This window comes from Micromonospora sp. NPDC047467 (assembly GCF_040643095.1).
In the GTDB taxonomy this organism is placed as follows: Bacteria; Actinomycetota; Actinomycetes; order Mycobacteriales; family Micromonosporaceae; genus Micromonospora.
In genome coordinates, this window is the sequence record NZ_JBEYTO010000005.1 from 159093 (window position 1) to 182479 (window position 23387).

Annotated in this window: 22 protein-coding genes; 9 read left to right on the forward strand and 13 right to left on the reverse strand. The window is 71.4% G+C overall.

The window, feature by feature from the left end:
• Positions 1-8: 8 nt before the first annotated feature.
• The 3 genes from ABZ780_RS16195 to sodN are packed head-to-tail and all read right to left on the reverse strand — an operon-like array spanning position 9 to position 1369.
• On the reverse strand, positions 9-413 hold the full coding sequence (locus ABZ780_RS16195; RefSeq protein ID WP_357486497.1) for an ATP-binding protein: 405 nt from the start codon (positions 411-413) through the stop codon (positions 9-11).
• 24 nt (positions 414-437) lie between these two features.
• On the reverse strand, positions 438-968 hold the full coding sequence (locus tag ABZ780_RS16200) for a GNAT family N-acetyltransferase (protein WP_357486498.1): 531 nt from the start codon (positions 966-968) through the stop codon (positions 438-440).
• Entirely contained in the window at positions 965-1369 is a 405-nt protein-coding gene (gene sodN / locus ABZ780_RS16205; protein WP_357007525.1) for a superoxide dismutase, Ni, read from the reverse strand. The genes ABZ780_RS16200 and sodN overlap by 4 nt, the downstream gene beginning before the upstream one ends.
• 83 nt (positions 1370-1452) lie before the next feature.
• Here sodN and ABZ780_RS16210 point away from each other — a divergent pair, with 83 nt between their 5' ends.
• The 3 genes from ABZ780_RS16210 (at position 1453) to ABZ780_RS16220 (ending at position 4174) form a co-directional block, all read left to right on the forward strand.
• Positions 1453-1803, forward strand: coding sequence for a S24/S26 family peptidase (locus tag ABZ780_RS16210; RefSeq protein WP_357007528.1), 351 nt, complete (start codon positions 1453-1455; stop codon positions 1801-1803).
• Positions 1804-1946: 143 nt separating this feature from the next.
• Positions 1947-3125 carry an NADP-dependent malic enzyme gene (locus ABZ780_RS16215; protein WP_357007530.1) on the forward strand — a complete coding sequence of 393 codons (1179 nt, stop codon included), beginning with the start codon at positions 1947-1949 and terminating at the stop codon, positions 3123-3125.
• 86 nt (positions 3126-3211) lie between these two features.
• The gene (locus tag ABZ780_RS16220) at positions 3212-4174 is read left to right on the forward strand and encodes a zinc-binding dehydrogenase (RefSeq protein WP_357007532.1); all 963 of its coding nucleotides are present in this window, start codon (positions 3212-3214) and stop codon (positions 4172-4174) included.
• 114 nt (positions 4175-4288) lie between these two features.
• Here ABZ780_RS16220 and ABZ780_RS16225 read toward each other — a convergent pair whose 3' ends face one another.
• Both ABZ780_RS16225 and ABZ780_RS16230 read right to left on the reverse strand, forming a co-directional pair.
• Positions 4289-5260, reverse strand: coding sequence for a chlorophyllase (locus ABZ780_RS16225; RefSeq protein WP_357007535.1), 972 nt, complete (start codon positions 5258-5260; stop codon positions 4289-4291).
• Between the two features lie 68 nt (positions 5261-5328).
• The gene (locus ABZ780_RS16230) at positions 5329-6378 is read right to left on the reverse strand and encodes an aldo/keto reductase (protein ID WP_357007537.1); all 1050 of its coding nucleotides are present in this window, start codon (positions 6376-6378) and stop codon (positions 5329-5331) included.
• 89 nt (positions 6379-6467) lie between these two features.
• Between ABZ780_RS16230 and ABZ780_RS16235 the strand changes: the two genes are divergently transcribed.
• Positions 6468-6935, forward strand: coding sequence for a MerR family transcriptional regulator (locus ABZ780_RS16235; RefSeq protein ID WP_357007540.1), 468 nt, complete (start codon positions 6468-6470; stop codon positions 6933-6935).
• Between the two features lie 25 nt (positions 6936-6960).
• Here the strand turns inward: ABZ780_RS16235 and ABZ780_RS16240 are convergent, their stop codons facing one another.
• Entirely contained in the window at positions 6961-7854 is an 894-nt protein-coding gene (locus tag ABZ780_RS16240) for an alpha/beta hydrolase (protein WP_357007543.1), read from the reverse strand.
• Positions 7855-8010: 156 nt separating this feature from the next.
• Between ABZ780_RS16240 and ABZ780_RS16245 the strand changes: the two genes are divergently transcribed.
• Positions 8011-8181, forward strand: coding sequence for a hypothetical protein (locus ABZ780_RS16245; RefSeq protein WP_357007545.1), 171 nt, complete (start codon positions 8011-8013; stop codon positions 8179-8181).
• On the opposite strand, the gene ABZ780_RS16250 is transcribed toward ABZ780_RS16245, so the two are convergent.
• Complete coding sequence (locus ABZ780_RS16250; protein WP_357007547.1) at positions 8178-9305, reverse strand: acetate kinase; 1128 nt, start codon at positions 9303-9305, stop codon at positions 8178-8180. The two genes, ABZ780_RS16245 and ABZ780_RS16250, sit on opposite strands and share 4 nt — an antisense overlap.
• The gene (gene pta / locus ABZ780_RS16255) at positions 9302-11371 is read right to left on the reverse strand and encodes a phosphate acetyltransferase (protein ID WP_357486500.1); all 2070 of its coding nucleotides are present in this window, start codon (positions 11369-11371) and stop codon (positions 9302-9304) included. The genes ABZ780_RS16250 and pta overlap by 4 nt, the downstream gene beginning before the upstream one ends.
• A 439-nt stretch (positions 11372-11810) precedes the next feature.
• Between pta and ABZ780_RS16260 the strand changes: the two genes are divergently transcribed.
• Together ABZ780_RS16260 and ABZ780_RS16265 are read left to right on the forward strand one after the other, a co-directional pair.
• Positions 11811-12419, forward strand: coding sequence for a hypothetical protein (locus ABZ780_RS16260; RefSeq protein WP_357486502.1), 609 nt, complete (start codon positions 11811-11813; stop codon positions 12417-12419).
• A complete protein-coding gene (locus ABZ780_RS16265) occupies positions 12412-14574 on the forward strand; it encodes a glycosyltransferase (RefSeq protein ID WP_357486504.1) in 2163 nt (720 codons plus the stop codon). The genes ABZ780_RS16260 and ABZ780_RS16265 overlap by 8 nt, the downstream gene beginning before the upstream one ends.
• A gap of 41 nt (positions 14575-14615) precedes the next feature.
• Here the strand turns inward: ABZ780_RS16265 and ABZ780_RS16270 are convergent, their stop codons facing one another.
• The 5 genes from ABZ780_RS16270 to ABZ780_RS16290 all read right to left on the reverse strand — a co-directional run bounded on the left by ABZ780_RS16270 (position 14616) and on the right by ABZ780_RS16290 (position 21479).
• On the reverse strand, positions 14616-14795 hold the full coding sequence (locus ABZ780_RS16270) for a DUF6104 family protein (protein ID WP_053660250.1): 180 nt from the start codon (positions 14793-14795) through the stop codon (positions 14616-14618).
• Positions 14796-14909: 114 nt separating this feature from the next.
• Positions 14910-18647 carry a multifunctional oxoglutarate decarboxylase/oxoglutarate dehydrogenase thiamine pyrophosphate-binding subunit/dihydrolipoyllysine-residue succinyltransferase subunit gene (locus ABZ780_RS16275; protein WP_357007555.1) on the reverse strand — a complete coding sequence of 1246 codons (3738 nt, stop codon included), beginning with the start codon at positions 18645-18647 and terminating at the stop codon, positions 14910-14912.
• Positions 18648-18933: 286 nt separating this feature from the next.
• On the reverse strand, positions 18934-19758 hold the full coding sequence (locus tag ABZ780_RS16280) for an ABC transporter permease (protein WP_357007557.1): 825 nt from the start codon (positions 19756-19758) through the stop codon (positions 18934-18936).
• A complete protein-coding gene (locus tag ABZ780_RS16285; protein WP_357007559.1) occupies positions 19755-20690 on the reverse strand; it encodes an ATP-binding cassette domain-containing protein in 936 nt (311 codons plus the stop codon). Before ABZ780_RS16285 ends, ABZ780_RS16280 begins: the two co-directional genes overlap by 4 nt.
• 141 nt (positions 20691-20831) lie before the next feature.
• Positions 20832-21479 (reverse strand): hypothetical protein, encoded by a 648-nt coding sequence (locus tag ABZ780_RS16290; protein WP_357007561.1) that lies wholly within the window; start codon positions 21477-21479, stop codon positions 20832-20834.
• Positions 21480-21630: 151 nt separating this feature from the next.
• Between ABZ780_RS16290 and ABZ780_RS16295 the strand changes: the two genes are divergently transcribed.
• Entirely contained in the window at positions 21631-22407 is a 777-nt protein-coding gene (locus ABZ780_RS16295; protein WP_357007563.1) for a GNAT family N-acyltransferase, read from the forward strand.
• Entirely contained in the window at positions 22404-23336 is a 933-nt protein-coding gene (locus tag ABZ780_RS16300) for a lysophospholipid acyltransferase family protein (protein WP_357007565.1), read from the forward strand. Before ABZ780_RS16295 ends, ABZ780_RS16300 begins: the two co-directional genes overlap by 4 nt.
• The last annotated feature ends 51 nt before the right edge of the window (positions 23337-23387 follow it).

A 23387-nucleotide genomic window follows, 5' to 3' on the forward strand; every position in this document is an offset into this window, starting at 1 on the left:
GTTGGTCGCTAGCCGTTGGAGCGGCGGGTGAGCAGCGAGATCGTTGCCCGGCCCTCGGCGGCCGTGGCGGACGCCGAGGTGGTGAGGGCGGTGAGCACCTTCCAGGCGAAGGACGACTCGGCGGGCAGCGTGGCACCCCGCACGGTCGGCACGGTCACCTCGACGGTCAGGGCGTCGTCGGTCACCGAGAAGCGGCACTCCAACTCGGCGTCCCGGGTGGCGATGGCGAGCAGCATGGCGCACGCCTCGTCGACCGCGATCCGCAGATCCTCGATCTCGTCGAGCGCGAACTGCAACCGGGCCGCGAGACCGGCGGTGGCGGTGCGGAGCACGCCGAGGTAACCGCCGTCGGCGGGCACCGTGAGGTGCACCACGTCGTCGTCGGTCGCTGGCTGGCCGGTCAGTTGAGTCACGCCTCATCCCTCCGGTCGGGGACTCTACCCGGTCGATGGTTCGGGCGCGTGATGGCGGCCCTGCCCCTGGGCGGCCAGGCCGTGCAGTGCGTCGCCGCTGAGCCGGTAGGGGATCCACTCGCTCATCTGCTCGGCGCCGATCGAGGCGTAGAAGCCGGCCGCCGGGTTCCAGTTGATCATCCACCATTCCAGCCGCTGGTAGCCCCGCTGGACGCAGATGTCGGCCAGGGTGGCGAGCAGCAGGCGGCCCGCGCCGGTGCCCCGGGCGGCCGGTCGGACGTAGAGGTCCTCCAGGTAGATGCCGTGCACTCCGGCCCAGGTGGAGAAGTTGAGAAACCACAGGGCGAAGCCGATCGGCTCGTCACGCTCGTCGACCGCGACGTGCCCGAAGAGCGCCGGAGTGGTCGTGAACAGAGCCGAGGTCAACTGCTCGGTGGTGAGGTGGCACTGGTCGGGAGCACGTTCGTACTCCGCCAGGTCGTGCACCATGGCGACGACGGCCGGCACGTCCTCGGGACGTGCCGGCCGGATCGTCGGGATGACCGGAGAGGTCACGCCTGCTTGGTCTCCCAGAAGATCTTCGCGATCTCGTCGATCTTCGAGAGCAGCTTGTCGGCGGTGGCCGGGTCCAGGCTGCCCTTGACGCCACCGGCGCCGGCGAGCTTGGTGGCCTCGTTGAACAGGGTGTGCAGGTTCGGGTACTTCTCGAAGTGGGGCGCCTTGAAGTAGTCGGTCCACAGCACCCACAGGTGGTGCTTGACCAGCTCGGCGCGCTGCTCCTTGATGATGACCGCCCGGGTGCGGAACTCCGGGTCGGTGTTCGCCTGGTACTTCTCGCAGATCATTTTGACCGACTCGGCCTCGATCCGGGCCTGGGCCGGGTCGTAGACGCCGCACGGCAGGTCGCAGTGAGCGCTCGCGGTGACGCGGGGCGCAAGGATGCGGGAAAGTCGCATCGGGATCCTCCATGGCAGGTTTGCGATGATCAAAGGCGACATTACTCCTGGGAATGCTCCCCGAGCGGCTGGAGGTGAAACCCGTGCGCGCCGATCAACCGGCAGAGGCACCCCGGCTGCGGGGGCCGCTGACCGCCGTCCTGGTCACCGGTCCCTCCATGGCGCCGGCGTTACGGCACGGCGACGCGGTGCTGGTCAGGCCGGGAGGCCGCCCGATTCGTCCCGGTGACGTGGTGGTCGCGGTGTTCCGCACGCGCCCCGAACTGCTGGTCGTGAAGCGGGCGGTCCGGCCACAGGACGGTGGCTGGTGGCTGCGCGGCGACAACGACCTGGTCACCGACGACTCCCGGGCGTACGGGGTGGCCGACGTGCGGGGGAGGGTGGTGGCCCGCTACTGGCCGCGCCCCGGACGGGTGCCCCGCCGTCCGTTATGACCCTGCTCACATCCGAGTGGCGGCGTCCACACTATGCTCGAAAAGTGCCCGGGTGACCCCCGCACCGCGTGCCACCGCTCGCCGCACACCTCGCGGCGGGGCCCGGCCGCCCCATCTGCTCGACAGATCCTGGAGTCACCACCATGTCTTCGTCCACCGTGGACCCCGCTGATCCCGTCTTCCAGCTGCACGTCGGCGGCAAGATGGCCGTCGCCTCGACGGTGCCACTCACCAGCCGGGAAGACCTCTCCCTCGCGTACACCCCAGGGGTTGCCCGGGTGTGTGAGGCGATCGCGGCGAACCCCGACCTGGCCGACGACTACACCTGGGCGTCGCACGCCGTCGCCGTGGTCACCGACGGCTCCGCGGTGCTCGGGCTCGGCAACATCGGCCCGCGTGCCGCGCTGCCGGTGATGGAGGGCAAGGCGGTGCTGTTCAAGCAGTTCGCCGGGGTGGACGCGGTGCCGGTCTGTCTGGACACCCAGGACGTGGACGAGATCGTCGCGGTGGTGCGGGCGCTGGCCCCCTCGTTCGGCGGGATCAACCTGGAGGACATCAGCGCCCCGCGCTGCTTCGAGGTGGAGCGTCGGCTCGACGAGGCGCTGGACATCCCGGTCTTCCACGACGACCAGCACGGCACCGCGATCGTGGTGCTCGCCGCGCTGCGTAACGCCGCGACCCTGCTCAACCGCAAGCTCGGCGACCTCCGGGTGGCGGTGAGCGGCGCGGGTGCGGCAGGCGTGGCCGTGACGAAGATGCTGATCGCCGGCGGCGTCAACCCCGACCAGGTGGTCGTCTGCGACTCCAAGGGGATCATCGGCCGGCACCGCACCGAGCTGACCGGCACCAAGGCCGAGTTGGCGGCGAGCACCAACGCCGCCGGCCGCCAGGGCGACATCACCGAGGCGCTGCGTGACGCGGACGTGTTGATCGGCGTCTCCGGTGGTCAGATCCCCGAGGCCGCGGTCGCCGGGATGGCGCCGGGCGGGATCGTGTTCGCGCTGGCCAACCCGACCCCGGAGGTGCACCCCGACGTGGCCGCCCGGCACGTCGCGGTGGTCGCGACCGGGCGCAGCGACTACCCCAATCAGATCAACAACGTGCTGGCCTTCCCCGGGGTGTTCCGGGGCGCGTTGGACGCGCGGGCCACCCGGATCACCGAGGGGATGAAGGTCGCCGCCGCCGACGCCATCGCGGGTGTGGTGGCCGAGTCGCTGACCGCCGACGCGATCGTCCCGTCGCCGCTGGACCCGCGCGTCGCGCCGGCCGTCGCCGAAGCCGTCGCCGAAGCGGCCCGTCGTGACGGCGTCGCCCGCCGATGAGCTGCTGACCCACGCTGGAGGAGAAGGGTCTTTCTCACGCCCCGGGCGTGGGAGGACCCTTCTTAACGGGCGCTCAGCTTGTTACCGTGCCGATCATGCGTGCCGCCTTCGCCTCCCGCCTCGACGACTCCGATCCCCTCGCCGCGCTCACGGTCGGTGAACGGCCCGAGCCGACCCACCCGGAAGACGACTGGGTGACCGTGCAGGTCCGGGCAACCTCGCTCAACCACCACGACCTCTGGTCACTGCGCGGGGTGGGGCTCACCGAGGCGCAGTTGCCGATGATCCTCGGCTGCGACGCGGTCGCAGTGGACCCCGAGGGCAACGAGGTGGTCGTGTACCCGGTGGTCGTCACGCCGGGTGACCCGCGCGGGGTGTCCATCCTCTCCGAGCACTTCGCAGGGACGCTCGCCGAGCGGGTCGCCGTACCCCGATCGAACCTGATCCCGCTGCCCGACGGGCTGGCGGCGACCGACGCGGCGTGCCTGCCCACGGCCTGGCTGACCGCGTGGCGGATGCTGACGACCAAGGGTCGCGTCGCGGACGCGGACACCGTGCTCGTGCAGGGTGCCGGCGGCGGCGTCGCCACCGCGGCCGTCGCGCTCGCCGTCGCGATGGGCAAGCGGGTGTACGCGACCAGCCGCGACGCCACCAAGCGGGAGCGGATCACCGCGCTCGGCGCCACCGCCGTGGAACCGGGTGCCCGGCTGCCGGAGCGGGTCGACGTGGTGATCGAGACGGTCGGCGCGGCCACCTTCGACCACTCGCTGAAGTCGGCCGCGCCGATGGCCCGGATCGTGGTCTCCGGCGCGACCGCCGGGCACCAGCCGTCGATCAACCTCCGCCGGATCTTCGCCATGCAGTTGGAGATCCTGGGCACCTCGATGGGCACCCCTGGGGAGCTGTACGAGCTGCTGGCGTTCTGCGCCGAGAACGAGGTGCGCCCGGTGGTGGACAGCGTGGTCCCCTTCAGCCGGGTCGAGGACGCCTTCGCCCGCCTGCACTCCGGCGACGCCTTCGGCAAGATCGTCATCGACCACACGGCCTGACGCGCTGGCCGCCGCGCTCAAGATCCGCACAACATCAGGGAAATAGTGGTCTCCGGCGACGCTGAGGCCACTATTTCCTGGATGTTGCACGGATCTTGAATAGGTCGGCGCGCGTCAGAGGTGGTTGTCGAAGGTTGCCAGGCCGCCGCGCGTGGCCCCGGTCGAGATGCGCTCCTTGGCTGCGGCGTCGCCGTACAGCGACCAGCGGAGGAACTCGATGGACGTGTCCGAGACGACCCGCAGCGTCTTGGCGTCGCTGAGCAGCGCCCGCCCGTGGTCACCCTTGGGCAGGCTCAGCAGCGCCTTCGGCCACGGCACCTTCTCGTACGCGGCCTTGCCCGCCGCGTACTCGACCACCTCGTCCAACTCGCCGTGCACGAACAACTGCGGCGCGGACACCCCCGCGAACGCGGTCCCCACGCCGACGGCCGTACCGGCGAACACCACCCCGGCGACCAGCCGCTCGTCCCGGCCGCCCGTGAAGAGGCCGATGGTGGTCACCGCGCCGGCCGAGTGCCCGGCCGCGGCCACCCGGTCGGTGGCCAGCCGGCCGCGCAGCCCGTCGCCGGCCTTGCCGTCGAGCGCCAGCACCTGGGTCAGCGCGTACGACACGTCGGCCGGCTGGTTGAGCACGTCGACGAGCTTGCCGTCGCTGCCCCGCGAGGTGTGCGGGAAGATCGGCGCAGCCACGACGAATCCCGCGGTCGCCCATCGGGTCAGCAACGGGGCGTAGTCGTCCGGGTGGGCGGTGAAGCCGTGGCTGAACATCACCACCGGGAAGCGGCCCTCGGCGGCCGTCGCGGACCGCTTCGCCACGCCGCCGGCCTTCCCGGCCGCCGGGTACCAGAGCGTGACCGGCAGCGCACGGCCGTCCCGGTTCAGCTTCAGCTGGCGTACGCCGACAGCGAAGGTGGTCTCCGGCGCGGTCCCGGCGGGGACCTGCGGTGTCGGTGTGGCGGTGGCGGCGGGCGGTGACGTGGCCGGCGCCGGTGCGCTCTCGTTCTTCGGGGCGTCCGAGGAGCAGCCGACCAGACTAGCCATGAGCAGAGTGGTGGCCAGCAGCGTGGGGGTGACGCGACGAGACATGAGGCTCATTGTGCCCTGCCGGGGTCACCGGGTTGGGCGTGCTGTGCCGACACCGTCACCCACCCACCTCACGCTGCGGCGCGTTCGGAGCGCGGTCGCCGTCGGCGCGTGGTGTCGGTGAGTGTGCGCGGCGGGAAGGCGGCGTTGGGGTTGTACATGTTGGTTCCGGGCGGCACGATCTCGTCGATCCGGTCGAGGACGGCGTCGTCGAGGGTGAGCGCCGCGCCCTTGAGCAGATCCTCCAGTTGCCCGCTGGTCCGTGGCCCGATGATCGCCGACGTGACCGCGGGATGGGCCACAGTGAAGGCGATGGCGAGCTGCGGCAGCGTGCAGCTGACCTGCGCGGCGAGGTCGACGAGCTGTTCGACGACGTCGAGCTTGGCGGTGTTCTCGGCGATCGTGGGGTCGAACTGCGCCGGGCGCAGGACGGCCCGCCCTGTCGACAGGTCGACGGGCTCACCCTTGCGGTATCTGCCGGTGAGGAACCCGAAGGCGAGTGGGCTCCAGACCAGCACCCCCATGCCGTAGCGCTGGCAGACCGGCAGGAGCGCGGCCTCGATTCCCCGGGCCAGGATCGAGTACGGCGGTTGCTCGGTACGCAGCCGGCCGAGGCCCCGACGCTCGGAGACGTGGTGCGCCTCGACGATCTCCTCGGCCGGGAACGTCGAGCAGCCGAAGGCGCGGATCTTGCCCTGGCGTACGAGGTCGGTGAGCACCGAGAGGGTCTCCTCGATGTCGGTGCGGGGGTCGGGGCGGTGGATCTGGTAGAGGTCGATCCAGTCGGTGTCCAGACGCCGGAGGCTCTCCTCGACAGCCGTGAGGATCCACCGCCGGGAGTTCCCACCGCGGTTGCGCCCCTCACCCATCGGAAAGTGCACCTTGGTGGCGAGTACGACGTCGTCCCGCCGCCCCCGCAGTGCCTTCCCGACGATCTGCTCGGACTCGCCCTGGCCGTACATGTCGGCGGTGTCCACGAAGTTGATGCCCTGGTCCAGGGCGGTGTGGACGATGCGGACGCAGTCGTCGTGGTCGGGGTTGCCGACGGCACCGAACATCATGGTCCCGAGGCAGTGGGTGCTCACCTCGATGCCGGTGCCGCCGAGAGCGCGGTAGTGCATGGCGATGCTCCTCTGTGATTCGGTGACGATCACACGGCACGGTAGGAGCTAGAGCCGGCTCTAGGTCAACCCTCGTTACCCTGCACGACATGGCTGACGTCACAGCGATTCTGAGCATCGGACAGGTGGCCGAGCGCACCGGCCTGAGCGTGCACGCGCTGCGCTTCTACGAGCAGGAGGGCGTCTTCGTCAGCCCCGTACGCCGCGGGCCTGGTGGGCGTCGCGTCTACAGCCAGGACGACGTGGACTGGCTGACCGTGTGCATCATCCTGCGTGCCTCGGGCATGCCGCTGCCGGCGCTCCGGCGCTACGCCGATCTCGTCCGCGACGGTGCCGGCAACGAGGGGGAGCGGCTCGCGCTCCTGCGCGAGCACCACGAGCGCGTCACCGGTCAGATGGGCCGGCTCGCCCAGTGCCTTGACCTGATCACGTTCAAGGTCGGGTTGTACGAGGACCTGCTCGACCAGGACCGACGCGAAGCTGAGCCGGATCAGCGGCGTCCTTCGGGCGGCGGGGACGTCCCGGCATCCGCAGCGGGTACATCCGCCCGGCCCTGAGTCGGCACCGACTGCCCGGCGGGTGTCAGTGGGCGGGACGGGACTCGTAGCGGGTCAGGGGCGTGCGGGCGCCGGTGGGCAGGCGTGTGCCCGCCGCCCGGTCGCCGTAGAGGGTCCACCGGAGGAAGTCGGTGGTGGTGGTGAGGACCGGCGCGAAGCCCGGGTTGCCCGGTGTCAGGTACTCGCCGTGGCCCTGACCGAGCAGGCTGAGGAACGCGGCCGGCCCCGGTACGCGCCCGTACGCGGCCCGGCCGACCGTCACCGGCACCACAGCGTCGGCCGTGCCGTGCACGAAGAGCAGCGGCGCGATCGGCCCGGCGAAGCTGCCGGGCAGCCCACCGCCGGCGATCACGATGCCGGAGCGCAGCCGTGCCGGGTGGCCTTCGGTGAACATGCCGCTGGTGGTGAAGCCGCCCGCCGAGTGCCCGGCGGCGGCGATCGACGTGAGGTCCAGGTGGCCGGCGAGCGGATCGGTGGGGTCGCTGTCGAGGCGGCTCAGGTGCCGGATCAGCCGCCAACCGTCGGCGGGCTGGTTGCGGACGTCGGCCCGGGTGAACCGGGCGGCACCCTGCCGGGTGTGCGGGTACGCGGGGGCCGCCACGACGAAACCGGCCGCCGCCCAGCGGGTGGTCAGCTCGGCGTGCAGCTCGGGCCGGCTGTGCAATCCGTGGCTGTAGACCACCACCGGGAACCGGCCGGCGGCCACCTCGCCGGTCGACGCCGGGTACCAGATGGTCACCGGCAGGGGGCGCGCCGAGCGCGGATCGAGGGTGAGCGTACGCACGCCGACGGCGTACGACCCCTCGGGCGCCCGACGCGCTGCCTGCGGGCCGCTGGACCCGCCCGGCGCGGCGGTGGCCGGCGCGCAGCCAGCCAGCAGCGCTGTCACCAGTACGGCGATCAGCCGCCCCGCCCCCATCGCTTTACCGTAGGTGCCCGGGGTGCGCCGCGACCCCGTCTTCCGGCCCGGCTGCGCCCGCCACCCGGCTGGGTCGACTCCGCCGGCCGGGTTGACACGGGCGGGCGGTGTGGTCGGGGACGGTACGCCGACGCGGTCTTCGCTAGGGTCACCCGCATGGCTGAGAACTACACCGACCCCAGCGGCAACACCGAGGCGTTCCGCGCGTTCACCCAGACGCCGGAGACCGGCGGGGCGACGGAGTCGCCGTCCCGTCTCCCCCTGATCATCGGTGCGGCGGCGGTCGTCGTGCTCCTGGTGGCCCTCGTCGTCTGGCTCGTCGCCTAGCGCTGTGGGCTGCCGCCGTCGACCACGTGCCGGGTCTGGCGGGCGATCTCCCGTTCCTCGTCGGTGCGGATGACGCAGACGCTCACCTCGGCGTCGTCCGGCGAGATGATCCGATCGCCGTCGCCGTTGTTGCGGGTCTCGTCCACGGTGATGCCGAGCCGGGCCAGCCCGGCCAGCGCGGCGGCCCGCACGGGCGCGGCGTGCTCGCCCACGCCGGCGGTGAAGGTGATCGCGTCGACCCGGCCGAGCAGCGCGTAGTACGCGCCGACATACCCGGTGATCCGCCGGCAGTACACGTCGAAGGCCAGCGCGGCGGCCCGATCCCCGGCCGCCCGGCGCTGGAGCACCTCGCGCATGTCGTTGACGCCGGTCAGCCCGAGCAGGCCGCTGCGGTGGTTGAGCAGGTCGTCGATGTCGTCGACCGACATCCCGGCCTCGCGGCGCAGGTGGAAGATCACGGTCGGGTCCAGGTCACCGCTGCGGGTGCCCATCACCAGCCCTTCCAGCGGCGACATCCCCATCGAGGTGGCCACGCTGCGGCCGTCGGCCACCGCGCAGGCGCTCGCCCCGTTGCCCAGGTGCAGGGTGATCGTGTTGAGCTGCTCGTACGGGCGGCCCAGCAGTTCGGCGGTGCGTCGGGAGACGTACGCGTGTGAGGTGCCGTGGAAGCCGTACCGGCGGATGCCGTACCGCTGCGCGGTGTCCCGGTCGATCGCGTACGTCGCGGCGGCCTCCGGCAGGGTGTGGTGGAACGCGGTGTCGAAGACGGCGACCTGCGGGACGTCCGGCAGGGCCGCCCGGGCCACCTCGATGCCGGCCAGGTTGGCCGGGTTGTGCAGCGGGGCGAGCGGCACCAGGTCCTTGATCGCGGCGAGCACGGCGTCGTCGATCAGGACCGGCGTGCTGAACTTCCGGCCACCGTGCACCACCCGGTGCCCGACCGCGGTCAGCCCGGTCAGGTCCAGGTCGGCCAGGATCTGCCGGACGGCGCTGGTGTGGTCCGCCGCGCCGCCGCCGGGCTCGCCGACCCGCTCCACGGTGCCCTGGCCGAGGGTCCGGTCACCGTCGTAGTGCCGCCACTTCACCGACGACGACCCGCAGTTGAGCACCAGTACCCGACTCACGAGGCCTCCTCGGTGGCCGCCTGGATGGCGGTGATCGCCACCGTGTTGACGATGTCCGGCACGGTGGCACCGCGGGACAGGTCGTTCACCGGCCGGCGCAGGCCCTGCATCACCGGGCCGACGGCGACCGCCCCGGCGGACCGCTGCACCGCCTTGTACGTGTTGTTGCCCGTGTTCAGGTCCGGAAATATGAAGACCGTGGCCTGGCCGGCCACCGGGCTCCCGGGCAGCTTGGTCGCCGCCACCGCGGGGTCGATCGCCGCGTCGTACTGGATCGGCCCCTCGACCAGCAGGTCGGGTCGGCGTTCCCGGACCAGCGCGGTGGCCGTGGCGACCTTCTCCACGTCCGCGCCCGCGCCGGAGCTGCCGGTCGAGTACGACAGCATGGCCACCCGGGGCTCGATGCCGAACCGGGCGGCGGTGTCGGCCGACGAGATCGCGATGTCGGCGAGCTGTGCGGCGTCCGGGTCGCGGTTGACCGCGCAGTCGCCGTAGACGAGCACCCGGTCGGCGAGCAGCATGAAGAAGACGCTGGAGGCCACCGAGACGTCCGGCACGGTACGGATGATCTCGAACGCCGGCCGGATGGTGGCGGCGGTGGTGTGGGTGGCTCCGGAGACCATCCCGTCGGCGTGCCCGGTGGCCACCATCATGGTGCCGAAGTAGTTGGGCTGCGCCACGATGTCGTACGCCAGCTCGACCGTGACACCCCGGTGGGCGCGCAGCTTCGCGTACTCGGCGGCGAACTCGTCCCGCCAGGGGCTGCCGGCCGGGTCGACCACGTCCGCGCCGGTCAGGTCGATGCCCAGTTCCCGGGTGCGGCGGGCGACGTCGTCCGAGCGGCCGAGCAGGGTGAGGTCGGCGACACCCCGGCGGAGCAGGATCTCGGTGGCGCGCAGGATCCGCTCGTCGGTGCCCTCCGGCAGCACCAGCCGGCGGCGGTTGGTCCGGGCGCGGTCGATCAGGTCGTACTCGAACATCATCGGGGTGACGCGTTCGGAGCGGGTGACCCGCAGCCGGCGGGCCAGGTCGGCGGTGTCGACGTTGTCCTCGAACGCGCCCAGCGCGGCCTCCACCTTGCGGGGGTTGGCGGGGCTGGGCCGTGCCTCGATCCGGCTGGACGCCGCGACGGTGTCGTAGCTGTCGCTGGGCACCGAGAGCACTGCGAAGCCGGTGTTGAGCCGCTCGACCAGGCGCATTGCCCGGGGGTCGGGTTGTTCGCCAAGGGTGAGCACCACGCCGGCCAGCGAGACCTGCCCGGCGATGTGCGCGGTGCTCGCCGCGACCAGCAGGTCGGCGCGGTCGCCGGGGGTGATGACCAGCGCCCCCTCGGTCAGGTGGTCGAGCAGGATCGGCACGTGCGCGGCGCCGACCACGTAATCGAGGACGTCCCGGCCGAGTGCGGCCTCGTCGCCGGCCAGCAGGGTGGCGTCGAGCGCCGCCGCGACCTCGGCCACCGTCGGCGCCGACACGGTCGGCACCTCCGGGATGGCGTACGCGGGGACCGGCAGCTCCGGCAGCGTCATCGGCCCGGACACCCGGTTGGCGATCACCGCCAGCACCGTCGCGCCCAGGTCCACCAGATCGTGGTACGCCCCACGCGCCGCCGCCGCGATCGTCTCCGGTTCCTGCCCGAAGCCGTCGATCACGGGCACCACCACGCTGCCGAACTCGGTGGCGAGCCGGGCGTTGAAGGCCAACTCGCGGGGGCCGGCGCCATCGCCACCGTCGGCGAAGTCGCTGCCCACCACGACGACCGCCGGGCAGCGCCGCTCGATCGCCCGGTACCGCTCGACGATCCGGAAGATCAGCTCCTCCCGGCGGCCGTCGGCGACCAGGGCCGCCGCCTCGGCGTACGTCATGCCGGTCAGCTCGGCCTCGGGCAGGTCGACCCGGTAGCGGTCGTGCAGCAGGGCGAGGATCGGGTCGGGGCGGGTGCCGGAGACCAGCGGTCGGAACGCGCCGATCCGCTCGACCTGCCGGGAGAGGAGTTCCGCGAGGCCGAGGGCGATGGTCGACTTGCCCCCTCCGGACCCCACGCTGGTCAGATAAACGCTGCGGGCCACGCACCCACCCTAGAAGATCACCGCCGGACCCGCGCGGGTCCGGCGACCCTGAACTGCCGAATGGACAGTCCGGAAATCGGGTGCGAACCATCCGAGGCGACGGGAACGTGCGGCGGTTCGGCTCGCCCGGCTGCCGGGCAGGGCGGTCGGGGTGGCCCGGTCGAGCAGGTGGGTCGACTGGTCGCCGGGACGTGGCCCCGCTTCGGTCGGTCGGCCGTGACTGTCGTTTCACGCCCGACGCTCAACCGGATGATCCGTCGATCACTGCTCGTGTTCGTCAGATGACGGCAGTCTTCGTGGGGATGCGGCGATGCGCTCGGCGTCTCACCTGCGGGATGTCAGAAAAGCTGAGGAAGGCTCACACCTAGACTCACGTCCCATGACTGCCCACCGTGTGAGCAGCGACGATGCGTCGATCGCGAGATCGATGCCCGCAGGCATGAATGGCCGCGGATCGGCCGCCGACTCGAATCGTACCGGCCCACTCGACGGGCCGACCATGGTCATCGGCCGGTCCGACAGCCCCACCGCGCTGATCGCCGCCGTACGCCAGCCGCCGCCGGTCTTCGTCGATCCCAGCGGTCGACGCCGCTCCCGCCTGCGTTGGCTCGCGTACGCCGCGGGGCTGCTGGGCCTGACCTACACCGGGCTGGTGGGCATCAGCTTCGCGGGCGTGGTGGAACCGCACACGGTGCTGCCCTTCGTCGACGAGGTCAAGCAGCCCGAGCGGCCCGCGCCGCCCCCCAAGGCGACCGTCGCCGACCCTGACCCGTCGACGGCCGTCCCACACAGGCCGGCGTCGACGGTGGCCCCCACCGTCGTCCCGACTCCCCGCTCGGTCGCATCCACCCGGCCGCCGAGCGCCACCCGGCCGCCCAACGCCACCCGACCGCCGAGCGTCAACCCCGCCGGCCCGCCGGCCTCGCCCGGTCCCAGGCCGACGGGTTCGGTGGCCCCGACGGCCCCGGCTCCGGTCCCGACCCAGGACCCGTTGTCGCCCCCCGTGACGCTGCCAGACCAGGCCGGCGGCCTCCGCGTCGATGGTTGAGCCGACCACCCCGTCGACCCGCCGCCGGGCCGTACCGCAGCCACGCTGGATCCTGCTCGGCATGCTGCTGGCCGTCCTGGGCAGCGTGCTCTTCGTCAACGCGTACACCAACGCTTCCTTCACCCCGGATCACCAGCAGAGCAGCAGAGGGCAACGGGAGGTCCCCACCTCTGTGGTGACCGGCGGACCGATCATCAGCGCCAACAGCGAGCAGGTCCGCTCGTACCGGCTGCCGGACCGGACTATCGCGCTCACCTTCGACGACGGTCCCGACCCCGTCTGGACCCCCGAGGTGCTGCGCGTCCTGGAAGCCCACCAGGTCAAGGGCACCTTCTTCGTGCTGGGCTCGCAGGTGTCCCGGCACCTCGACACGGCCCGGAAGCTCGTCGACGGCGGCCACGAACTCGGTGTGCACACCTTCACCCACCCCCAGCTCAGCGAGCTGCCCGGATGGCGGCGAGAGCTGGAGTACGCCCAGACGCAGCTCGCCCTGGCCGCCGTCACCGGCGTACGCACCTCACTGGTGCGGTTTCCGTACTCCTCGCACGCCGACGCCATCGACAACCACGACTGGCCGTTGGTGAAGGCCGCCGGAGACCTCGGCTACCTGACGGTGCTCAACGACACCGACAGCCAGGACTGGGCGCTGCCCGGTGTGGACAAGATCGTCATGAACGCGACCCCGGACGGCACGTCCGGCGCCATCACCCTCTGGCACGACTCCGGTGGTGACCGTGCGCAGACCGTCGCCGCCCTCGACCGGTTCATCCCGACGATGAAGGAACGGGGATACCGCTTCGTCACCGTGACCGAGGGACTGAACCTCGCCCTGGCCGCCGCCGGTGCCGAGCAACGGATGGACGTCGGTGTGGCCGCCTCCGTCGGGGAACGCTGGCGCGGCCGGATGCTGGTCTGGGCGGTGCGGGGCGCCGACCACACGCTGAGCGTGTTCGGGATCCTCTTCGTGCTCGTCGGTGTGCTCACGGTGGGGCGTACCGCCGCGTTGTTCGTGCTCGCCGGCCGGCACGCCCGCCGCCGCCGGGCCAAGGGTTGGACGTGGGGGCCACCGGTCACCGCTCCGGTCTCGGTGATCGTCCCCGCCTACAACGAGAAGGAGGGGATCGCCGCAGCGGTCTGCTCGCTCGCCAGCGGCGACCATCCGGGCGGGATCGAGGTTGTCGTCGTCGACGACGGCTCCACCGACGGGACCGCGGACATCGTCGAGGCGCTGCGCCTGCCCAACGTCCGGGTGGTCCGCAAGCCCAACGGCGGCAAACCCAGCGCGCTGAACACCGGCGTCGCGCTGGCCCGGCACGACCTGATCGTGATGGTCGACGGCGACACCGTCTTCGAGCGCGACTCCGTCCGCCGGCTGGTGCAGCCCTTCGCCGACCCGCGGGTGGGCGCGGTGGCCGGCAACGTCAAGGTCGGCAACCGGCGCAGCCTGATCGCCAAGTGGCAGCACATCGAGTACGTCATCGGCTTCAACCTGGACCGGCGTCTCTACGAGACGCTGCGCTGCATGCCGACGGTGCCCGGGGCGATCGGCGCCTTCCGGCGGGAGGCGCTGCGCTACGCCGGCGGGATGACCGAGGACACCCTGGCCGAGGACACCGACGTCACCATCGCCCTGGGCCGGGCCGGCTGGAAGATCGTCTACGAGGAGACGGCCCGCGCCTGGACCGAGGCGCCGTCGAGCATCGGCCAGCTCTGGAAACAGCGCTACCGGTGGAGCTACGGCACCATGCAGGCGATGTGGAAGCACCGCCGCTCGGTGTTCGACCGGGGCGCGTCGGGGCGGTTCACCCGGCGTTGCCTGTTCTTCCTCAGCCTCTTCGGGGTGCTGCTGCCGCTGCTCGCGCCGGTGATCGACCTGCTGGCCCTGTACGGCCTGTTCTTCCTCGACCGGAAGGCCACGGCGGTGGCCTGGCTGGCCATGCTCGGCGTGCAGATGCTCACCGCGGTGGTGGCGTTCCGGCTGGACCGGGAGAAGCTCGGTGTGCTGTGGGTGCTACCGCTCCAGCAGTTCGTCTACCGGCAGTTGATGTACCTGGTGATGATCCAGTCGGTGGTCACCGCACTGACCGGCGGTCGGCTGGGCTGGCAGAAACTGCGACGTACCGGCCTGGAACCGATCGCCTCCCGCACCCGCTGACCGGCCGGCGCCGGTCAGCCGTCCGTCGACTCCGGGACCGTTCAGTCCTCGTCGATGTCGTCGAGGCGAGCCAGCCAGGTGGCGAAACGCTCGATCGGGGTCTCGAACTCGGGGTTGAGGTCGACGAAGTCGCGCAGGCGCTCGCCCAGCCACTCCAGGGTCACCTGCTCGTCGCCCCGGCGCTCGACCAGTTCCTCGATGCCACGGTCGGTGAAGTACATCGCGTACGTCCTCATGCTCGGCCCGGCGCGGCCGGGCGGTGGTCGGTGGGTCCAATGAGAGCCGGGGCAGGGCCGTGGTGACGGCCCTGCCCCGGCTCTCGCGGTGCGGTCAGGTCACGGGCGGGGGAGTGCCGCCTCGATGAGCGCGTTCTGCTCGACCTCGTGGGTCTTGGCCGAGCCGACCGCCGGGGCGGCCGCGGCCGGGCGGGAGATCCGCCGCAGCCGGACGTCGCTGAGGTGCTCCAGCAGGTTGAGCGCGACGAACGACCAGGCGCCCTGGTTGGCCGGCTCCTCCTGCACCCAGGCGAAGTCCTCCGCGTTCGGGAACTGCGCCAGGGCGGCCCGGATCTCCTCCACCGGCAGCGGGTACAGCTGCTCGATCCGGATGATCGCGGTGTCGGTGACGCCGCGCTCCTGCCGGGCCTGGAACAGGTCGTAGTAGACCTTGCCCGAGCAGAGCAGCACCCGCTTCACCGCCTCCGGTGCCGGGGCGGCCGTGTCGCGCAGCACCGGCTGGAAGGTGCCGGTGGTGAAGTCCTCCACCGACGAGACGCAGAGCTTGTGCCGCAGCAGCGACTTCGGCGTGAACACCACGAGCGGCTTGCGCTTCGGCGACAGGGCCTGGCGGCGCAGCAGGTGGAAGTAGTTCGCCGGGGTCGTCGGGATGGACACCCGCATGTTGTCCTCGGCGCACATCTGCAGGAAGCGTTCCGGGCGACCGGAGGTGTGGTCCGGGCCCTGACCCTCGTGGCCGTGCGGCAGCAGCAGGGTCAGCGCGGAACGCTGGCCCCACTTGACCTCACCGGAGGAGAGGAACTCGTCGATCACCGACTGGGCGCCGTTGACGAAGTCACCGAACTGGGCCTCCCAGGCGACCAGCGCGTTGATGTTCTCCACCGAGTAGCCGTACTCGAAGCCCATCGCCGCGTACTCGCTGAGCAGCGAGTCGTGCACGAAGAACCGGGAGCGCTCGCCGTCGCCGGTGAGCGACTTCAGTGGCAGGTAGTCGTCGCCGGTGCGGGCGTCGACCACCGAGGCGTGCCGCTGGACGAACGTGCCCCGCCGCGAGTCCTGACCGGCGAGCCGGACGGTGACCCCGTCGTGCAGCAGTGACCCGAACGCGATGATCTCGCCGTAGCCCCAGTCGATGTTGCCATCGGCGGACATCTTGGCCCGCCGATCGAGCAGTTGCTGGATCCGCTTGTGCGGGGTGAAGCCCTCCGGCAGGTTGACGTGCGCCTCGCCGATCGCCTTCACCACGGAGACGTCGGTCGCGGTGTCGACCTGCGGCTCCGGCTCCTCCTCGCGGCGCGGCCGGTTGAGCTGACGCGGCGCCGCCGCGGCGTCGCGGGTGGCCTTGAAGACCTTCTCCAGCTGCGCCTGGTAGTCGCGCAGCAGCTCCTCCGCGTCCTCCACGGTGATGTCGCCGCGACCGATCAGCTCCTCGGTGTAGAGCTTCCGGACCGAGCGCTTCGAGTCAATGATCTTGTACATCTGGGGGTTGGACATCGACGGGTCGTCGCCCTCGTTGTGCCCGCGCCGCCGGTAGCAGACCATGTCGATCACGACGTCCTTGTTGAACGTCTGCCGGTATTCGAAGGCCAGCCGGGCCACCCGGACCACGGCCTCCGGGTCGTCGCCGTTGACGTGGAAGATCGGCGCCTGGATCATCCGGGCCACGTCGGTGCTGTAGAGGCTGGACCGGCTGTACTCCGGGGCGGTGGTGAAGCCGACCTGGTTGTTGACCACCACGTGCACGGTGCCGCCGGTGCGGTAGCCGCGCAACTGCGACAGGTTGAGCGTCTCGGCGACCACACCCTGCCCGGCGAACGCGGCGTCACCGTGCACCGCCAGCGGCAGCACGGTGTAGCCCTCCAGCTTGAGGTCTATCCGGTCCTGCTTGGCCCGGACGATGCCCTCCAGCACCGGGTCGACAGCCTCCAGGTGCGACGGGTTGGCCACCACCGACACCTTGACCGAGTGGTCGCCGCCGGGCGTGGTGAACTTGCCGTTCTGGCCCAGGTGGTACTTCACGTCGCCGGAGCCCTGCGTCGAGCGCGGGTCCAGGTGACCCTCGAACTCCGAGAAGATCTTCTCGTACGGCTTGCCGACGATGTTGGCCAGCACGTTGAGCCGACCCCGGTGGGCCATGCCGATGACGACCTCGTCCAGCCCACCCTCGGCGGAGGACTCCAGCACCTCACCGAGCAGCGGGATCAGCGACTCGCCGCCCTCCAGCGAGAAGCGCTTCTGGCCGACGTACTTGGTCTGGAGGAAGGTCTCGAACGCCTCGGCGGCGTTGAGCCGGTTGAGGACGTGCTTCTGCTCGTCGGGGGACGGCTTCTCGTACTTGCGCTCGATCCGTTCCTGGACCCAGCGCCGCTCCTCCGGGTCCTGGATGTGCATGTACTCGATGCCGACCCGGCGGCAGTACGAGTCGCGCAGCACGCCCAGGATCTCGCGCAGCTTCATCCGCTTGCGGCCGGCGAAGCCGTTGACCGGGAACTCGCGGTCGAGGTCCCACAGGGTCAGCCCGTGCTGGAGGACGTCCAGGTCGGGGTGCTTGCGGATGGTGAATTCCAGCGGGTCGGTGTCGGCCATCAGGTGACCGCGCACCCGGTACGCGTGGATCAGCTCGTGCACCCGGGCGGTCTTGTTGATCTGACCCTCGGAGTTGACCGCCACGTCGCGCATCCACCGCACCGGCTCGTACGGGATGCGCAGCGAGGTGAAGATCTCGTCGTAGAAGCCGTGCTCACCCAGGATCAGCTCGTGCATCACCTTGAGGAACTCGCCGGACTGCGCGCCCTGGATGATCCGGTGGTCGTACGTGCTGGTCAGCGTGATGATCTTGCTGACCGCCAGCTCGGCGAGAGTGGTCTCGGACATGCCCTGGTAGGGGGCCGGGTACTCCATCGCGCCGACGCCGATGATCGCGCTCTGACCCTGCATCAGCCGTGGCATCGAGTGCACGGTGCCGATGCCGCCCGGGTTGGTCAGCGAGATCGTGGTGCCGGAGTAGTCCTCCATGGTCAGCTCGTTGCGCCGCGCCCGCCGGACCACGTCCTCGTACGCCTGCCAGAACTGCCGGAAGTCCATCTGCTCGCAGCCCTTGATGGAGGGGACCACCAGGTTGCGGCTGCCGTCGGGCTTGGCCAGGTCGATCGCGATGCCCAGGTTGACGTGCGCCGGGCGGACCACGGCCGGCTTGCCGTTGGCCTCGGCGAAGGAGTTGTTCATCTCCGGGTGCTGGACGAGCGCCCGCACCATCGCGTAGCCCACCAGGTGGGTGAAGCTGACCTTGCCACCGCGCCCACGGGCGAGGTGGTTGTTGATCACGATGCGGTTGTCGACAAGCAGCTTGGCCGGGACCGCGCGCACGCTTGTCGCGGTGGGCACGCTCAGCGAGGCGTCCATGTTCTGGACGATCTTCGCGGCGACGCCACGCAGCGGCGTCGTCTGCGGGCCGTCCGCGCTCGGCGCGGCGGCCTTCGCGGCCGGCTTGGCCGGTGTGGCTGCCTTGGCCGGGGCTGTCTTGGCAGCGGCGGCCGGTGCGGCCTTGGCCGGTGCCGGCTTCGCGGCGGCCGGCTTGCTGGCGCTCGGCTGGCTGACCGTGGCGGTCGCCTCCGGCTGCCCGTCCGGCTCCGGCGTGGCGGCGGGCTTGCCCGACGCCTCAGCCCCGCGTGGTGTGCCGGCACCCGGCGCCGGTCGATAGTCGGCGAAGAAGTCGTGCCAGGCCGAATCGACACTCGTGGGGTCGGCGAGATACCGCTGGTACATCTCCTCGACGATCCACTCGTTCGGGCCGAAACCCGCCAGTGGGTTCTCCTGCGAAGTCTGCTGGGTCGACACGGCCGGTAATCGCCTCTTTCACGCGGGTTGATGTCACGCGGGCGTCCGCCGAGCCCAGTGGGGAAGCACGGACAGGACGACTCCCAGGCTACGCTGTACGAATCCACAAGGCATTTCCGCCTCGGTAGCGTGGTCGGATTCACAGAAGATGCCAGAAGTTCAGTAACCGCTGCGTGAGCGGTCACCGACTGGTAAGCAACTGAGTACCGGTGCGGATGTGTGGAGCAAGACCGACGGCCGGAGCGTCCCGGGGCGGCGGCCGTGCCGCCACCCCCGGGCCGTCCGGTCAGGAGATGTCGCGCCGACGCATCAGCAGCGTGCCGACCACGCCGGTGACCACCGCGTACCCGATGAGCACGGCGGCGCCCGCCCAGCGCGGCGGGTTGCCGGGGATGTCCGCCCCGGTGACCATCAGCGACGAGGCCAGCGACGGCACCAGCAGTTGCAGGTTGTTGATCCAGTCACCCCAGCGGTCGGCCAACACGGCGATCACGAAGATGGCCCCGATCGAGCCGCCCAGGTAGAGCAGGATGCCGGTGACCGTGGCGCCGATCTGGCTGCGGATCAGCACCCCGATGCCGACGCCGAACACGGCCCAGAGCAGGTACGCGAGCAGGTTCAACCCGATCGCCCGCCAAGCCGCGTCGTTGCCCAGTTGCGAGCCCAACCCGACCGAGTTCAGGATCGCCGAACCGGCGACCAGGTTGAAAGCGGTGGTGACCAGCCAGAACAGCAGCGCCAGCACGCCCGCCGCGACGAGCTTGGCGCCCATCACCGCGGTGCGGTGCGGGTTGGTCAGGAACGTGGTGGTGACCGTCTGGTGGAAGAACTCGCTGGTCACCACGATGATGCCCAGCAGCATCACGATCAGCAGGCCGAAGAACTGCCCGGTGGTGAAGAGGTTCGACGAGAGCGCGTCCGGGCTTGCCGCGGCCGTCAGCGTGTCGACCTGGTCGGCCGGCACCTCGCCGAACTCCTCGCTGGCCAGGACGTCGGTCTGCAACCAGTTGATGAGCAGGGTGAGCGCCCAGAGCGGCAGGCTGATGAGCGCGAAGACCCACCACGTGTTCGTCGTACGGATCTTGAGCAGCTCGGATCGGACGAGGTTCATCGGATGCCCGCCTTTCCGGCCGTCAGCTCCAGGAAGACCCGTTCCAGGTCGGGCCGTTCGGTGGTCAGTTCGTGCAACTCCACGCCGGCGGCGAGGGCGGCCCGGCCGATGGTCGGGGCGTCCACCCCGGCGACCAGCAGGGTGCCGTGCTCGTCGGTGGTGACGGTGGCCGCCTGGGCCTTGAGCGCGGCGGTCAGCGCCTCGGCCTGCGGGGTGCGGACCCGGACCTGAGCGCTCTGCGCCATCGACCCGAGAACCTGGTCGACAGGACCCTGCCGGACCAGTTGCCCAGCGGCGATGATCACTACGTCGTCGGCGAGCAACTGCATCTCGGACAGCAGGTGGCTGGAGACCAGCACCGTGCGGCCCTCGTGGGCGAGGTTCTTGAGGAACCCGCGCATCCACCGGATGCCCTCCGGGTCGAGCCCGTTGGCCGGCTCGTCCAGGACCAGCACCCGCGGGTCGCCGAGCATCGCCGCGGCGATGCCGAGACGCTGCTTCATGCCCAGCGAGTAGCCCTTGAACTTGCGCTTCGCCGCAGGCGTCAACCCGACGAGGGCCAGCGCCTCGTCGGCCCGCTGCTTAGGCAGCCCGGCTGCCGCGCAGATGACCCGCAGGTGGTTGATGCCGGTACGGCCCTTGTGCGCGCTGGAAGCCTCCAGCACCGCGCCGACGTGCCGCAGCGGGTCGGTGAGGTCGGCGTACCGGTGACCGCTGATGGTGGCGGTGCCAGCGGTGGGCGTGACCAGGTTCAGCAGCATGCGCAGCGTGGTGGTCTTGCCGGCGCCGTTCGGGCCGAGGAAGCCGGTCACCCGCCCCGGTGCCACGGTGAAGGACAGGTTGTTCACCGCCCGGACGTTCTTGTACTGCTTCGTCAGACCGGACACCACGATCTGACCGTCGCTGGTGGGGCTTCGCTGCCCGTCAGTCATCGTTCTCCTCCCGTGTGTGGCGTCGAGGTACGCCGTGGCACAGCGTGACCGCCCATTGCAACAAGGTCAATCAGGCGCGGTCCGTACGGCGTGGTCCGCCTCGCGGTGGAGGCGCGTCCTACCTTTGGACGACGGCACAGGTCAGCGGCCGATCCAGGTGGCTCGGGCCGCGCCGAGCAGAGTGCCGTCCGGGCCGTACAGGCTGGTGTGCACCAGTGCCTTGCGGCCGTCGACGGCGATCAACGCGCCGGTCACCACGCAGTCGTCGCCCGGCGCCGGCAGGGCGGTGATCACCGCCGCTATCCGGCCCAGCAGATACGGGCGGCCGGGTGCGAGCACGGTCCAGCCGCCGGGGCAGTCCAACGCCGCCCAGACTGTAGCGCCGCTGACCTGCTCGGGTACGCGAAACGGGGCGGCGGTCCGACCGTCCGCCAGCCGGCCGGGAAAGATCCGCAGGCCGTCCGCCCGCTGCGGGCCGCAGACGTAGCAGCCGGGAAACGGATGCTCGACCAGGCCGGGGTAGCGGGTCGCCGCGGCCAGCGCGGTCTCCCGGTCGACCGGGGGTACGACGGCGTCCACGTCGCCGGCCGGGCGGACCTCGGCGACCAGTTCGCCGGCCGGGTCACGGACCTCGCCGTCGACCAGGCTCAGCGTGGTCTCCAGCGGTGGTGGCCGACGGAGCGTCACCTCCACCGGCCCGGCGGCACCCGCGGCGGCGGCGAAGACACCGGCGCTCCAGCCGCCGTTGCCGGAGCCGGTGGGCCCGTTGTAGCGGGACTCGATACGCATGGTCGACCTCCGTGGGGCGATGGCCGGCGGCGTCGCCGGTCCGTCCCGCAGCCTCGCACGATCGTGGTGGGGCTCACCTGCCGGCCGGCGTTCACCCGATCGACACCGGTGGTCACCGAGGTTGGCAACCCGGGGCACCTACACAGATCCCATGGCCGTTCTGCATGTCGCTGGCGCACCTTTGACGACCAGCGGATACACCCTGCTGATCGCCGACGACCACACCCAGGTCGCGGCCGCGCAACGCCTGCGCCACGAGGTGTTCGCCACCGAACTCGGCGCCACCCTCCGCCCCGGCGGGGCCGGGTTGGACGTGGACCCCTTCGACGCACACTGCGATCACCTGATCGTCCGCCACGAGAGCACCGGCGAGGTGGTCGGTACGTACCGGTTGCTGCCGCCCGGGCGCACCAACCGGCGGTACGCGGAGGACGAGTTCGACCTCACCGCGCTCGACCCGCTCCGTGACGACCTCGTCGAGGCGGGCCGGTCCTGCGTGCACCCGGACCACCGCTCGGGCGCGGTGATCAACCTTATGTGGGCGGGCATCACCCGGTACCTGCACCTGCGTGGCTCCCGCTGGCTCGGCGGCTGCGCCTCCGTCCCGGTAGCCGACGGCGGTCGGACGGTCGCCGAGGTGTGGGCACAGGCACAGGCGCGGCACCTGTCGCCGCCGCCGCTGCGGGTCCGGCCGCTGCGGCCCTGGTTCGCCGAGCCGGCCGCGCTCGACCCGTCGGCCGCTGCCGGACCGGCCGGTCGCGTCGCGGTTCCGCCGCTGCTGCGGGGTTACCTGCGGCTCGGCGCGTGGATCTGTGGCGAGCCGTCGTACGACCCGGACTTCGGGTGCGCGGATTTCTACGTGCTCTTCTCCCTGGACCGGATGAACCCGCGCTACCTGCGGCACTTCCTGGGCGGGGCGGAGCAGTGACAGCCGTACCGCTCGATCTGTGGCGGCCGTCGTCCGGCTGCGGCGAGCAGTGCCTGCCGGCGGCCGGTGAGGTACCGACCGTGCCGGTCGCCCGCCGGGTGCTCCGGCTGGTCGCCGCGACCGGCATGCTGCTGGCCGGGGTGGGTGTGGCGGTGGCGCTGCCGGTGCTTCCGGCGCGTGAACGGCAGGCGTTGCTGTGCGGCTGGGCGCGGGCCACCGTGCGGGCGTTCGGCGTCCGGTTGGTGATCAAGGGTCGGCTGCCCCGGCGGCGTGCGCTGCTGGTCGCCAACCACGTCTCGTGGCTGGACATCCTGGCCGTGCTGGCGGTCGCGCCGACCCGCCTGGTGGCGAAGCGGGAGATTCGCTCCTGGCCGGTGCTCGGCCTGCTCGCGGCGGCGGGAGGCACGGTCTTCGTGGACCGGTCCCGGCCGCGGGCGCTGCCAACCACGGTGCGCCGGCTCGCGGACACGCTGCGCGCCGGCCGGTCGGTCGCGGTCTTCCCGGAGGGTACGACCTGGTGTGCCGGCGACCGTGCGGCGCAATGTCGCCCCGGCGGCGGGTTCCGGCCGGCGATGTTCCAGGCAGCCATCGACTCGGGCAGCCCGGTGGTGCCGCTGCGGATCGCCTACCGGTGCGAGGCCAACGGGTCCACCACCACGGCAGCCGCCTTCCTCGGCGCGGACACCCTGCTGCGGTCGGTGGGGCGGGTGGTCGCGGCGCGGGAACTGGTGGTCTCGGTGACGATCGCCGCCGCGCTGCACCCGGCCCGTGACGCCGACCGGCGGTTGCTGGCCCGGGCCGCAGAGTCGGCCGTACACCTGCTGCCGGCGACGCACGGCGCGGTGGGCCGCCGAGGACACGCGGCACCCCACCTGACGCTGGTCGTCGAACCGCCCGTCATGGGAAGCGAGCTGGATCTGGCGGCGTGAAACACCGGGATGGGTAAACTCTGGGCCTTCGCGACGTCCGGGAGCATCGCG

Coding starts and splice junctions, on each gene's coding strand:
- sodN (WP_357007525.1), bottom strand. CDS start 1,369: ATGCGACTTTCCCGCATCCTTGCGCCCCGCGTCACCGCGAGCGCTCAC.
- ABZ780_RS16260 (WP_357486502.1), top strand. CDS start 11,811: ATGAATGGCCGCGGATCGGCCGCCGACTCGAATCGTACCGGCCCACTC.
- ABZ780_RS16215 (WP_357007530.1), top strand. CDS start 1,947: ATGTCTTCGTCCACCGTGGACCCCGCTGATCCCGTCTTCCAGCTGCAC.
- ABZ780_RS16225 (WP_357007535.1), bottom strand. CDS start 5,260: ATGTCTCGTCGCGTCACCCCCACGCTGCTGGCCACCACTCTGCTCATG.
- ABZ780_RS16270 (WP_053660250.1), bottom strand. CDS start 14,795: ATGTACTTCACCGACCGTGGCATCGAGGAACTGGTCGAGCGCCGGGGC.
- ABZ780_RS16265 (WP_357486504.1), top strand. CDS start 12,412: ATGGTTGAGCCGACCACCCCGTCGACCCGCCGCCGGGCCGTACCGCAG.
- ABZ780_RS16285 (WP_357007559.1), bottom strand. CDS start 20,690: ATGACTGACGGGCAGCGAAGCCCCACCAGCGACGGTCAGATCGTGGTG.
- ABZ780_RS16230 (WP_357007537.1), bottom strand. CDS start 6,378: ATGCACTACCGCGCTCTCGGCGGCACCGGCATCGAGGTGAGCACCCAC.
- ABZ780_RS16295 (WP_357007563.1), top strand. CDS start 21,631: ATGGCCGTTCTGCATGTCGCTGGCGCACCTTTGACGACCAGCGGATAC.
- ABZ780_RS16240 (WP_357007543.1), bottom strand. CDS start 7,854: ATGGGGGCGGGGCGGCTGATCGCCGTACTGGTGACAGCGCTGCTGGCT.
- ABZ780_RS16280 (WP_357007557.1), bottom strand. CDS start 19,758: ATGAACCTCGTCCGATCCGAGCTGCTCAAGATCCGTACGACGAACACG.
- ABZ780_RS16245 (WP_357007545.1), top strand. CDS start 8,011: ATGGCTGAGAACTACACCGACCCCAGCGGCAACACCGAGGCGTTCCGC.
- ABZ780_RS16290 (WP_357007561.1), bottom strand. CDS start 21,479: ATGCGTATCGAGTCCCGCTACAACGGGCCCACCGGCTCCGGCAACGGC.
- ABZ780_RS16235 (WP_357007540.1), top strand. CDS start 6,468: ATGGCTGACGTCACAGCGATTCTGAGCATCGGACAGGTGGCCGAGCGC.